We start from the raw sequence: 12,595 nt of genomic DNA on the forward strand, positions 1-12,595 counted from the left end.
TACGCCGAGTCGGCGCAACCGCACGCCTCGCTCGCTTCGCTTCGCTGCAAGGCGTGCAGTTGCGCCGACTCGGCTGTGTGCCGAGCTGACGCGCTGCGCGCGTCAGCTCGGGTCTACGCCGTGCTCGTTGAGGGCGGCGTCGGGGTCGACGGCGTCACCACCACCGGGGCGGACCTCCACGTGGAGGTGGTTGCCGGTGGAGTTACCGGTCGAGCCGACGTAGCCGATGACCTCGCCGGGGGAGACCGTCTGGCCGACGGAGACGCCGTAGTCGCTCTGGTGGCAGTACCAGATCTCGGTGCCGTCCTCGAGCGTGATGATCGTCCGGTTTCCGTACGCCCCGCCCCAGGCGGTCTCGGTGACCGTGCCGCGGGCGATCGCGTGGATCGGCGTGCCGTAGGGAGCAGCGAAGTCGAGACCCGTGTGGGTGCTGGACCAGTTGGAGCCCGAGGAGCCGAAGGTGCCGGTGATGCGGTAGACGCCCGCCGGGATCGGCAGCTCCCACATGTTGGACTTGAGGAACTTGTCCTGCTTGTCGGCCTGGACGTCGACGCCCTGGAGCGCCTTCTCGCGGTCGCTCGCCGCGGTGTCGGCCTCGGAGCGCTCGTCGTTACGGGTGACGGTCGCGGAGCGGTCACCGACGACGACCATGTCGCTGTCGCCACCGAGCGCGGTGGCGCCGACGAGGCGTACGTCATCGGCGGCGACCATCGTCGGACCGCCGGTCAGCGCGATGCCACCGATGGCTGCGGCGAGAGCCGCGGCGCCGGCGGTCAGCGGGACCGTCGGGCGGCCACCGGCCGCCGCAGCGGCGGCGCGCCGGGTGCGGGGACGGGTGGGGCCGCCGATGCCGACCATCGTGCCGGTGGTCTCGACCGCCGGGAGGTCGTGCAGCTCGGGCCGGTAGGTCGCGATCTCGCTGATGCTCGGCAGGTCGATGCTGCCGGTGTCGGCGCGGAAGTAGGTCTCGGCCTGCTGCGGGTCGCTGTGGTAGCCGTCGGCGTAGTCGTCCTGGTAGTACGCCTCGTGGGGCTGCGGCGCCTCGTAGTAGGGCGCGTCGACGGTGTAGGTCTCGGCCGGCAGGTCGATCGCCATCGAATCGAAGTCGATCTGCTGCGGCAGCGACACCGGCGGGGCCGGGAACGAGGTCGTGTCGATCTTGAACGACGTCGGCGGCGCGTCGAACGCCTCCTGGAACCCGCGGGGCTCCTGGATCTCCGGCTCGTAGGCCGGAGCGGCCGGGGCCACCGGCGGAGCCGGGATCTGGCGGGCCTCGCGCACGGCGCGGATCTTGCCGGTCAGCGGCGCGAACGTGTTGGCCATTCGCAGCGGCTTCGGGGTGTGCGTCGGCTCGGGGGCCTGGAAGGTCGGCTCGGGAGCGACGGGAGCGACCGGGGCGACGGGCGCCACCGGCTCGGGAAGCACCGGCGCGGGAACAACCGGAGCTGCGGGAACCGCCGGGACGCCGCGCGGCGGCGTCTTGGTCGAGACCGACCTGCTCGACGTCGCCTTGGTCGGCGCGGGCTTGGTCGGCTGGGTCAGGAACATGGTGAGCTCGGAGGTCGTCATGCCTCCGACGCCGAGGTCTTCGAGCACCTCGGGGGTCACCTTGTCCGGGTCGATGCCCATCGAGGAGAGCAGGTCGGCCAGGACCGGGTCGATCTGGGCCGCCCGGCGCTGCACGGGCACGATCGGGGTCGCCGCGGGAGGCGGCGGCGTCGGGAACGAGGCCGGGAAGGAAGGGCCGTCGCCCTCGACGAGAGCACGCAGCTCACCCGTCGAGATGCGGCCGTCTCGGGTCTCGTCGGCACGCGGGGATCCGACGACCGGCAACTTGCCGGTCTGATCGAGGACCACGCGGTTGGGCCGGGCCTTGGCGACCGGCTCTTCAGGAATCTCAGGGGCGGGGGATGGCTTCGCGGTCCCAACGGCGGGGGACGGCGCGGCGCGCCGCTTCCCGACGTAGGAGGTCGATCCGGTCGCTCGCGGGGCAGGCCTGGAGGCAGGGCTGTCGGTCGCCGGCGCTGCGCGCCGCTTCCCGACGTAGCTGCTGCTGCTCGTGGTTGCTCCGGGGGAAGGGGTGACCGAACGCGGACTGTCACTTGTGACGTCGGCTCGGTGGTTGCCCATCAGTTCATATCTCCGCTGTTCGGGGTCAGACGGCGAGCCATGACTGTAACGGACCGGAGGGCGCGGTCAAGAAATGTGGCACGCCCGTTTCGCTGATTTCACCTTCGGCGACGGCCGAATCAGTCGCTGATCTGCGTATTTCCGCCAGATTCGGAACTCGATTGCGGAATATTCATGTCACCCGAAACGCGTGTCTTCGGTCCATTTGAGCCTCGATACGGTGTCAAAACCGTCCGGTCCCCGGACCTCGGACCGCGTCGTACGGGGTCAAACGGGGGTCACTACGTGCGGCTACGGTCTGTTACCCGAGGTTGCCGATTTGTTGGTATATGTCCGGTGTGTCCGGCCCCACGCCCCGCTAGTGGCATACGTCACGTCGTGTGCCCTGGGCTCGTAAGTCCGGCTCGGCGGGGTCTATGGTGCTGGACGGACACATCTGAAGACGAGGGCGTCGACCGCTGATCCATGCGGTACGCCGCCCCGTACCGCAACACACAGACCAGGTGGATCAGTGGATCTCATGGAGTACCAGGCGAAGAAGCTCTTCGCCAAGCACGGCGTCGCCGTGACCGAAGGTGTCGTCGTCGAGACGGCTGAGGAAGCCAGGAAGGCCGCCGAGGAGATCGGCTTCTGCGTCGTCAAGGCGCAGGTCAAGGCCGGTGGCCGAGGCAAGGCCGGCGGCGTGAAGCTGGCCAAGACCGCGGACGAGGCGTTCGAGCACGCCTCGAACATCCTCGGTATGGAGATCAAGGGCCTGAGGGTCAACCGGGTGCTGATCACGCCGGCGACCCCGCCGGTGGAGGAGTACTACTTCTCCTTCCTGCTGGACCGGTCGAACCGGCAGTACCTCTGCATCGCGTCCGTCGAGGGTGGTGTGGAGATCGAGGAGGTCGCCAAGACCAACCCCGACGCCGTGAAGCAGATCGGCATCGACCCCGGCAAGGGCGTCGACGAGGCCAAGGCGCGCGAGATCGCGACCGAGTGCGGCTTCCCGGAGCCCGTCTTCGAGCAGGCCGTCGCGATGATCCAGAGCCTCTACACGGTGTTCACCGAGGAGGACGCGACGCTCGTCGAGGTCAACCCGCTGGCTCGCCTGGAGGGCGACAAGCTGGAGGCTCTCGACGGCAAGGTGTCGCTGGACGACAACGCCTCCGAGATCCGCCACGAGGACCACGAGCAGTTCGTCATCCGTGACGAGGAGGACCCGCTCGAGGCCAAGGCCAAGGACAAGGGCCTCAACTACGTCAAGCTCGACGGCCAGGTCGGCATCATCGGCAACGGCGCGGGTCTGGTCATGTCGACCCTCGACGTCGTCGCGTACGCCGGTGAGGCTCACGGCGGCGTCAAGCCCGCCAACTTCCTCGACATCGGTGGCGGCGCCAACGCGCAGGTCATGGCCGACGGTCTCGACGTCATCCTGAACGACGAGCAGGTCAAGTCCGTGTTCGTGAACGTCTTCGGTGGCATCACCGCGTGTGACGAGGTCGCCAAGGGCATCGTCGGCGCGCTGGACATCCTCGGCAACGAGGCCACCAAGCCGCTCGTCGTGCGTCTGGACGGCAACAACGTGGACCTGGGTCGCCAGATCCTCAGTGAGGCCAACCACCCGCTGGTCACCATCGTCGACACCATGGACGGCGGCGCCGACAAGGCCGCCGAGCTGGCCAACGCCTGAGGTCAGGAGAGAGAAACATGAGCATCTACCTCAACAAGGACAGCAAGGTCATCGTCCAGGGCATCACCGGCGGCATGGGTGCGAAGCACACCGCCCTGATGCTCGACTCGGGCGCCCAGATCGTCGGTGGCGTCAACGCCCGCAAGGCCGGCACCACGGTCACCCACAAGGACGCCCAGGGCGCCGACGTGGAGCTCCCGGTGTTCGGCACGGTCGCGGAGGCGATGAAGGAGACCGGCGCCAACGTGTCGGTGCTCTTCGTGCCGCCGGCGTTCACCAAGGACGCCGCGATCGAGGCCATCGACGCCGAGATGCCGCTGATCGTGGTCATCACCGAGGGCGTCCCGGTCCAGGACACCGCCGAGGTGTGGTCCTACCTGCAGGGCAAGGCCACCCGGATGATCGGCCCGAACTGCCCCGGCATCATCACACCGGGCGAGTCGCTGGCTGGCATCACCCCGCACACCATCACCGGCAAGGGCCCGGTCGGTCTCGTCTCCAAGTCGGGCACGCTGACCTACCAGATGATGTACGAGCTGAAGGACTTCGGCTTCTCCACCGCCATCGGCATCGGCGGTGACCCGATCATCGGCACCACCCACATCGACGCCCTCGAGGCGTTCGAGAAGGACGACGAGACCAAGCTCATCGTCATGATCGGTGAGATCGGTGGCGACGCCGAGGAGCGGGCCGCGGCCTACATCAAGGAGAACATCTCCAAGCCTGTCGTCGGCTACGTCGCCGGCTTCACCGCGCCGGAGGGTAAGACCATGGGTCACGCCGGTGCGATCGTGTCCGGCTCCGCCGGCACCGCGCAGGCGAAGAAGGAGGCCCTCGAGGCCGCCGGCGTCAAGGTCGGCAAGACCCCGTCGGAGACCGCTGCTCTCGCTCGCGAGATCCTGCAGTCCCTCTGACGTACGTCAGTTCCTGACCGCCCCGCGACCGTCATGGTCGCGGGGTGGTCGTGTTTTCGGGGATTGGTTCGATTGGGCGCGGGTGAGCGTCCGAACGGATTACTGTGACGGCTATGGCCAAGAGAATGAGGCGTTTGATCTCGGGTGCGGTTGTTATGGCTGTCTCAGCCTCGGTCGGGTCGTCGATCGCCGGGTTGGCCCCGGCCGTGGCGGCGTCGACCCGGAGCGCGCACCAGAGCGTGGATCAGGCAAAGACGGAGCGGAAGACCCACACCGTCCAGCCGGGGGAGACCCTCTCCGGCATCGCCGGGAAGTACGGCGTCAAGGTCAGCGACCTCGTGACCTGGAACCAGATCGCCGACCCCGCCAAGATCCGAGCGGGGGCCAAGCTCATGGTGAGCCCGCCCGCGAAGCCGGCCGGGAAGACGTACACCGTGGCGCCCGGTGACACCTTCTCCGGTATCGCCGAGAAGTTCGGCGTCGATGTCGGGGAGCTGATGGCCTACAACGGCTACGAAGATCCCACCAAGCTGCTGGCGGGGAGCGAGATCAAGATCCCGACGGCGAAGCCGAAGCCGAAGAAGTACAAGGTCGCCGCCGGTGACACGTTCTTCAGCATCGGCAAGAAGTTCGGCGTCACCGCGGACGAGCTGATGGCGCACAACGGCTACCAGGACGCCACCAAGCTGCTCGCCGGCACGACGATCGAGATCCCGGTCAAGGCCGACAAGCCCAAGCCCGAGCCGAAACCCCAGCCCGGCACCGGGGAGACGGTCTACACGACCGTTGCCGGGGACACCTACGCAAGCGTCGCCAAGAGGTTCCGCGTCACCGAGGAGGAGCTGCGGATGTACAACGGGTCCAGGGCGCCGGACAAGCTGCCTCCTGGGTACAAGCTGTACATCCCGACGAACTGATCACTCGCTCTCGATTCACGCGGGTTCGCCGCCGCGCCCGACACGACGCCGGAGGCGTAGTGGCCCTTGCTCGGGAAAGCGCCATTCGAAGCGCACGGCGACCAGCCGGACGGTCGCCGTCACGATGACGCAGACAGGGCCCGCCACCGCTACCGGGGCGCCGAGGCCGACGAGCAGGATGAGGACGCCGGCGCCGGTTCCCGCGGCGACGGCGTACAGGGTCCCTACCTGGAGGAACGAGAGGGGCAGGCTCAGGATGACGTCGCGCAGCATCCCGCCACCGATGGCGCCCACGACCCCGACCACCAGTGCACCGGCTTCACCCGCCCCGAGCGCGAGCGCCTTGGAGGCGCCGATCGCGCCGAACAGGCCCATCACGACCGCGTCCAGGGCGGTGAGCGTCCAGTCGGCGCGCGCCAGCAGAGGCTGAATCAGCATTCCGAGGACCGCGGAGGCGCCGGCCACGAGCAGGTACCCGTTGCTCCAGATCACCACGGGCGGCTGATTGAGCAAGATGTCGCGCAGCAGGCTGCCGCCCAGTGAGACGGCGAGGCCGATGACGACGACTCCCAGGACATCGATGCGGCGGTGGCGCTCGCTGGCGGCGAAGAGAGCGCCCTGTAGCCCGCCGAGGCCGGCTGCAAGCAACTCGATCCACAAGGGCGCCTGGAGCGTGGTGATCATGATGGTCTGTCTCCTTCGAGGAGCGAGGCCCGGGCTGTGGTAGTCCGGGCCGCTCCCCGTGCTTCAGCGGTCGGATGAACTCAGCGGCCCGCGTGACTCAGCCGACCGCGATCAGCGCGTGTTCGGCGGCGTCGACGATCGCGTCGGCGACGACGCCCGACTGGGTGATGTACAACGCGTGGCTCGCAGACACGTTCGTGATCTTGGCGCCCGCGCGGCTGGCCATGTGCTGGAGCATCGCCTGGTCGAACGACTTGTCCTCGGTGGCGATGACCGCCCAGCTGGGCTTGTCGGCCCACGCGGCGCGGGTCACGGCCTCGTCGAACACCGACATGTTGATCGGCACCTGCGAGTCGCGGAGGAACGCGGCGTCCTCATCGCTCGCGTCCGCCGCGAAGCCGACCTTGAACTTCTCGGAGTTGAGGAACCCGTAGCCGTCTTCGCCGACCTCGATGACGAAATCCGGGGTGGGGCCGAAGCCCTCGTACTGCTGCGCGGTCGTTTCGCCCGAAGCCGGCGCGAGCGCCGAGACGTAGACGAGGCCGGCGACGTTCGGGTGGTTGCCCGCCTCCGTGATGACGGTGCCGCCCCACGAGTGACCGACCAGGACGGTCGGACCGTCCTGACGATCAAGGACCCGCGTAGTTGCCGCGACGTCGTCGGCGAGCGACGTCAGGGGGTTCTGCACGATGCTGACGCGGTATCCGCGGGCGGTGAGGTCGTCGTAGACGCGGCGCCATCCCGCGCCGTCGGCGAAGGCCCCGTGCACCAGGACGATGTTCTTGATCTGCTGACCGGTGGTGCTCATGCTGCAGTTCCTTTCGTGTGCCGCGAGGCGGTCCCGCGGGAATTTGAGCGGCGCGCTTTCGCCATCCAATGTGCAATATATTGCATGCGGTGATCGAGGACAAGCCCTCCCGGGTTTGCGTCGGCCCCGGGAAGCGTGTGCAATATGTTGCATGCCGATCCCCTCGGGTACCCCCGCAGTCGACCGCACACTCCTCCGGGATGACGTCTACCGACGGCTCAGAGATGCGATCGTCGATGGCACCTTCGGTCCTGGCGAGCAGTTGAAGGACGTCGAGCTGGCGGAGTGGCTCGGTGTCAGCCGCACCCCCGTCCGCGAGGCGCTACTGCGCCTCGGGGGAAGCGGGCTCGTCGTGGCGCTCCCTGGACGGTCGACGACCGTGAGCAAGATCGAGTCGCAAGCAGTGCGAGACGCGCGCGACGTGGTGGCCGCGATGCACCAGCTGGCCGCACGCGAGGTCGCCGGCAAGCTGACGGAGCGGGACCTCGATCGCATGCGCGAGGCCAACCGCCGGTTCGCGGATGCGGTGCGTGCAGGCGACGTCGACGCTGCTCTCGACGCCGACGAGGAGCTTCACCGAATCCCTGTGGCAGCTCTCGGCAACCGCGCCATCGAGACGGTCCTCGATCAGTTCGACCCGCTGGTGCGCCGCGCCGAGCGACTCCGCTTCGACGCCGATGGCCAGGCCTCCGTCGAGCGCCACGACACCCTGATCGATCTGCTCGCTTCCGGCGACGCAGAGGGTGCAGCATCGGTCGCCTACGAGGTCTGGCACAGCCTGTCGGCCGACGACGACGCTGAGAAGAGCGGCCGAGGCTGACCTACGTCAGACCGCGCGCAACGCTCCCGAGCGGCGGCGCCGCATCGCGTCGAGGGCCTCGGCGGTGGCGTCGTCGGCCGGCATCAGCACCTGGATCTGCTGGTTGTCGGCGGCCGGGAGCTCGAGCTCCTCGACGTCGAACCGCAGCTCGCCGGCGTCGGGATGCAGCCAGCGCCACACGCCGCCGTGGGGCGGGTCATGGCGAGTCAGCCGGTCGGTGAACTCCGGCCCAGCCTGGTCCGACATCGCCTCGACCATCATCCGCGAGGCGACCGGGTTGGGGCCCCGGTAGAGGTTCGCGACCAGGTCGTCGGCCACCCGCGCCCAGTCGGGGAACGCCTCGCGGGCGCGCGGGTGGAGGAAGGCGTACGCGGTCAGGTTGGGCTCCGCGTGGTCGAGCATCCCCAGGGGCCGAGCCAGCAGGTCGAACGTGGACGTGTGGGCGAGCAGGTCGCCGAGCCGGTTGGTGAGCACAGCGACGCCCGGCTCGAACTGCTCCACCAGGGCGCGTGCGCCGGGGCGTACGTCACGACCGGAGGAGAAGGGTCCGAGGCACTGGCCGCTGGAGGCCATCGCGAGGGTGCGCAGGTGCTCGTGGGCGGCGGCGTCGAAGCGGAGCGCGTCACCGATCGCCCGCAGGACCTGCGGTGAGGGGTGACGGTCGCGGCCCTGCTCGATCCGGACCAGGTACTCGACGCTGATCCCGGCCAGCGTGGCCAGCTCGGAGCGCCGCAGGCCGGGGGCCCGGCGACGTACGCCTTCCGGGAGACCGACGCTCTCCGGCGTGGTCTGGTCGCGGCGGTCCCGGATGTACGAGCCGAGGGCTCCCGCGTTGGCTGGCATGTCGTCGAGCCTACGGGCCGGACGGGCGGTCAGGGTGGCCCTGCTGGGGCCAGCCTCGGCTCGGTCTCCCGGCGCTCGCCGATCCGCGTGAGCCTGGACGGCATGACCCAACCACTACGTATCGCAGTCATCACCGCCAGCGTCCGGGAAGGCCGCGGCGGCCCGATCTTCGGCTCCTGGATGGCCGAGCAGGCCGAGGCGTACGGCGGTCTCGACGTCGAGCTGATCGACCTGGCCGACCATGAGATCCCGTTGTCCCTGCCCGCCGAGTCGCCGAAGGCGGCCGGCGACGACTACCCGCGACCGGAGGGCCAGGCGGACCTGACCGACGCCCTCGCTGCGGCAGAGGGCTTCGTCATCGTCACTCCGGAGTACAACCACAGCTATCCGGCCTCGCTGAAGTCGGCCCTGGACTGGCACTTCACCCAGTGGCAGGCCAAGCCGGTCGCGCTGGTCTCCTACGGTGGCGACAGCGGCGGTCGCCACGCCGCCCTCCACCTGGAGAACGTGCTCACCGAGCTGCACGCCCACCCGCTGCAGGCGCGCCTCGCCTTCCCGCGCTACTGGGAGCGCCTCGACGAGAACGGTCGCCCCAACGACCCGGACTCGGCCGTCTACGCCAAGGGCATGCTCGCCCAGCTCACCTGGTGGGCCGAGGCCCTGCGTGCCGCGCGTGGTGGCGCGCCCTATCCCGGGTGAGACAGAGACGCCCCGGCAGCCAGCCGGCTGCCGGGGCGCTCGATCGCGTACGTCCGGGAGACGTCAGGCGGCGACCGTCTCCTTGACGGGCTCGTCGTCGGCCAGGAGCCCGGCCGCGGAGGCGGAGCGGTAGCGGCCGACGTCGAGGATGCCCTCGCGCTTGGCCACGATGGTCGGCACGAGCGCCTGCCCCGCGACGTTGACGGCGGTACGACCCATGTCGAGGATCGGGTCGATCGCGAGCAGCAGGCCGACGCCGGCCAGCGGCAGGCCGAGGGTCGAGAGGGTGAGCGTCAGCATCACGACGGCGCCGGTGAGGCCCGCGGTGGCGGCCGAGCCGACGACCGAGACGAAGGCGATCAGCAGGTAGTCGGTGATGCCCAGGTCGATCCCGAAGATCTGGGCGACGAAGATCGCCGAGATCGCCGGGTAGATCGACGCGCAGCCGTCCATCTTGGTGGTCGAGCCCAGTGGGACGGCGAACGAGGCGTACTCCTGCGGGACGCCGAGGTTCTTGACCGTCACCTGCTCGGTCACCGGCATGGTGCCCACCGAGGAGCGTGAGACGAAGGCGAGCTGGATCGCCGGCCAGGCACCGCGGAAGTACGCCAGCGGGTTGAGGCCGTTGACCCGCAGCAGCACCGGGTAGACGACGAACAGGACCAGTGCCAGGCCGACGTAGACGGCCACCGCGAACCAGGCCAGGGAGCTCAGCGAGTCCCAGCCGTAGGAGGCGACCGCGTTGCCGATCAGGCCGAGGGTGCCGATCGGCGCCAGCCGGATGATCCACCACAGCACCTTCTGCACGATGGCGAGGAAGGAGCGGTTGAGGGCGAGGAACGGCTCGGCCTTGTCGCCGGTCTTGAGTGCCGCGATGCCGATCGCGAGGGCCGCCACGAGCACTTGGAGGACGTTGAAGCTCAGCGCGGTCTCCGCGAGCGGGCTCCCGCCGACCTGCTCGACGCTGGTCGATGCCTGGAGGCCGAGGAAGTTGCCCGGGATCAGGCCCTGGAGGAAGTCGAGCCACGAGGCGGATGCGCCGGCCTCGGCCGCGTCGGAGGTGCTGACGGCGGTGTTGCTGCCGGGCCGGAAGAGCAGCCCCAGGCCGATGCCGATGGCGACCGAGATCGCCGCGGTGATGGCGAACCACAGCAGCGTCTGGCCCGCGAGCCGAGCCGCGTTGCTGACCGTACGCAGGTTGGCGATCGAGGCGATGATGGCGGTGAAGATCAGCGGTACGACGACGGCCTTGAGCAGCGAGACGAACGAGTCGCCGATCGTGGCCAGCGTCGTCGTCAGCCAGTTGGCCTCGTCGCCCGCCCCGGGACCGATCGCTCGCGCGACCGCGCCGAGAGCGACGCCGAGGACGAGGCCCAGGATGATCTGGACCGAGAAGGACGGAAGGCGCAACCGCCGCCTGGCGGGTGCAGTGGGGGCGGTGGACACGAGAGGGCTACTCCAAGGTTGATGCGGGTCGGGGCTCTGATGGGCCCAAACGCCATGACCGATACGTGTCTTCCTCGGGTGAGCGCGTTGTGACAGGAGTCTCCACGCGCTAAGTCATGAAAGACAATCAACCATATCGTGTTTGAGTGGTGTCCGTCAGCGCAGGTCGCTGATCCCGGCCGTGACCGCCGCCTTCTCGATCGCGAGGATCCGGCCGGGCCACGAGTCGGGCTGGTCGGGCTGGTAGCACGGGTCGTCCTCGTCGCCGGTGCTCGGCGGGCAGGGGCCGGCGAGCTCGGCGTAGCCGACCAGGACGAGCCGGGTCTCGTACTCCGCGACCAGCTCGGTCTCGAACCAGATGCTGTCGCCGCCGTCCAGGCCCGGGTAGGTCGCCTGTGAGCGTGCCGCACGCTTCGGCCCGGCATCGAGGTCGGCGCTGACGTCCATGGGCAGCGCGGTGACGTCCGGGTCGACCCCGAGCTTGTTGGCCGGGCAGACCTCCATCCACTCCATGACCTCGTTGTACGCAGCGCCGGCGGCGTTCGCGTCGGCGAACTCCAGCACCGCGACGTGGACCTGCCCGACCACGGCGCTGTCGGTGTCCCAGCGGTAGTCGGAGGCAACCTTCGCCGAGGCGCCGAGCGAGGAGAGCCATTCCTTCTGGCAGGCGAGGGTCGGTACGTCGGGGGTGGGCGTGTACTGGTTCCAGCCGAGAGCACTCTCGAAGCGGTCGAGAGCGGGGAGGGCGCTGCCGTCGACCAGGTTGGCGGCGCTGAGACCGTCCGCCGCTGGCGATTCAGTCTCCGTCGGCTCCTCGGACGGCTCGCCCGGGGGCGTGGCGCCGACCATCCGGTAGGCCGCGTTGACGGCGGAGGTCTGCAGGGTGGTCGGTGAGACGTAATCCTGCACGCCCCGCTTCCGGGTCATCACCAGCACCCGGTCCTCGGCGGAGACGACGGCCGTCGCGGTCTCCCAGACCGCGTTCATCTCGGGGTCCTCGGGCTGGTACGTCACCACGTCGATGCTGCCGCTCGAGACGACGCCGCCCTCGACCGGCAGCGTGCCGGCCAGCTCCGCCCCGTCCACACCGGAGCAGGAGATCGCGGCGTCGGAGAGGTCGACGCTCACCTTGTCGGCCTCGGCGGCCGAGTCGAACTCGGCGACGACGGCCTTCATGGTGCCGGCGGCGTCAGCCATCTCCTCCCCGGGCTTCGCGACGAAGTCGCGGCGGAACGTCGCCTGTGCACCCGCGTCGCCCAGCGACTCGGTCAGGCAGTCGTTGTAGGCGTCGGTGCCCTCGCCGTCGTAGGTCTGCTCCTGGACCCAGGCCGGATAGGGCTCGTCGGCGACGAGGTCGTCCGCGATCGGCAGGTTGGCTCGGCTGAGATCGGACGCCGACGCAGAGGCGGACGCGCTGGGCGCGGCCGCGCTGTCGCTCGGCGCCGGTGCGGGGTCGATGCCCTTGTCGCCGAGTCCGGTGGAGAGGAAGATGATCGGCCCGGCGACGACGGCGGCCACGGCCGCCGCGCTCGCGGTCACGACGGCACGATGGCGGCGCCGGATCTGGTCGCCTCGCCTCCGTGCCTCGGCTGCGGAGCTCATCGGCGCTCCGGGGGCATCGGCGCGGAACTGGTCCAGACGCGAGATCGGGTCACTCAT

The 12,595-nt window shown here is 69.4% G+C and carries 11 protein-coding genes; 5 read left to right on the forward strand and 6 right to left on the reverse strand.

Annotation, left to right across the window (positions count from 1 at the left end; all coding sequences use genetic code 11):
• Window positions 1-102: 102 nt before the first annotated feature.
• Window positions 103-2,130 carry a peptidoglycan DD-metalloendopeptidase family protein gene (locus ACIO3S_RS05720; RefSeq protein ID WP_201451131.1) on the reverse strand — a complete coding sequence of 676 codons (2,028 nt, stop codon included), beginning with the start codon at window positions 2,128-2,130 and terminating at the stop codon, window positions 103-105.
• Between the two features lie 511 nt (window positions 2,131-2,641).
• Here ACIO3S_RS05720 and sucC point away from each other — a divergent pair.
• The 3 genes from sucC (at window position 2,642) to ACIO3S_RS05735 (ending at window position 5,636) form a co-directional block, all read left to right on the forward strand.
• Window positions 2,642-3,805, forward strand: a complete 1,164-nt coding sequence (sucC, locus tag ACIO3S_RS05725; protein WP_091052902.1) for an ADP-forming succinate--CoA ligase subunit beta — start codon at window positions 2,642-2,644, stop codon at window positions 3,803-3,805.
• A gap of 17 nt (window positions 3,806-3,822) precedes the next feature.
• A complete protein-coding gene (sucD, locus tag ACIO3S_RS05730; RefSeq protein WP_008364062.1) occupies window positions 3,823-4,719 on the forward strand; it encodes a succinate--CoA ligase subunit alpha in 897 nt (298 codons plus the stop codon).
• Window positions 4,720-4,874: 155 nt separating this feature from the next.
• A complete protein-coding gene (locus ACIO3S_RS05735) occupies window positions 4,875-5,636 on the forward strand; it encodes a LysM peptidoglycan-binding domain-containing protein (protein ID WP_400460430.1) in 762 nt (253 codons plus the stop codon).
• A 15-nt stretch (window positions 5,637-5,651) separates the two neighbouring features.
• Here the strand turns inward: ACIO3S_RS05735 and ACIO3S_RS05740 are convergent, their stop codons facing one another.
• Both ACIO3S_RS05740 and ACIO3S_RS05745 read right to left on the reverse strand, forming a co-directional pair.
• Window positions 5,652-6,320, reverse strand: a complete 669-nt coding sequence (locus tag ACIO3S_RS05740) for a trimeric intracellular cation channel family protein (RefSeq protein WP_400460432.1) — start codon at window positions 6,318-6,320, stop codon at window positions 5,652-5,654.
• A 97-nt stretch (window positions 6,321-6,417) separates the two neighbouring features.
• Complete coding sequence (locus ACIO3S_RS05745; RefSeq protein ID WP_160025261.1) at window positions 6,418-7,128, reverse strand: alpha/beta hydrolase; 711 nt, start codon at window positions 7,126-7,128, stop codon at window positions 6,418-6,420.
• A gap of 151 nt (window positions 7,129-7,279) precedes the next feature.
• On the opposite strand from ACIO3S_RS05745, the gene ACIO3S_RS05750 reads away from it, so the two are divergent.
• On the forward strand, window positions 7,280-7,948 hold the full coding sequence (locus tag ACIO3S_RS05750) for a GntR family transcriptional regulator (RefSeq protein ID WP_400460435.1): 669 nt from the start codon (window positions 7,280-7,282) through the stop codon (window positions 7,946-7,948).
• 6 nt (window positions 7,949-7,954) lie between these two features.
• Here ACIO3S_RS05750 and ACIO3S_RS05755 read toward each other — a convergent pair whose 3' ends face one another.
• Window positions 7,955-8,791: a helix-turn-helix domain-containing protein gene (locus ACIO3S_RS05755; RefSeq protein WP_400460437.1), complete on the reverse strand. Its 837-nt coding sequence runs from the start codon at window positions 8,789-8,791 to the stop codon at window positions 7,955-7,957.
• Between the two features lie 102 nt (window positions 8,792-8,893).
• Here ACIO3S_RS05755 and ACIO3S_RS05760 point away from each other — a divergent pair, with 102 nt between their 5' ends.
• On the forward strand, window positions 8,894-9,490 hold the full coding sequence (locus ACIO3S_RS05760; RefSeq protein WP_400460439.1) for an NADPH-dependent FMN reductase: 597 nt from the start codon (window positions 8,894-8,896) through the stop codon (window positions 9,488-9,490).
• 63 nt (window positions 9,491-9,553) lie between these two features.
• Here ACIO3S_RS05760 and ACIO3S_RS05765 read toward each other — a convergent pair whose 3' ends face one another.
• Entirely contained in the window at window positions 9,554-10,936 is a 1,383-nt protein-coding gene (locus ACIO3S_RS05765; protein WP_400460441.1) for a dicarboxylate/amino acid:cation symporter, read from the reverse strand.
• A 156-nt stretch (window positions 10,937-11,092) separates the two neighbouring features.
• A complete protein-coding gene (locus ACIO3S_RS05770) occupies window positions 11,093-12,595 on the reverse strand; it encodes a hypothetical protein (RefSeq protein ID WP_400460443.1) in 1,503 nt (500 codons plus the stop codon).

Source organism: Nocardioides sp. NPDC087217 (genome assembly GCF_044744805.1).
GTDB lineage: Bacteria > Actinomycetota > Actinomycetes > Propionibacteriales > Nocardioidaceae > Nocardioides.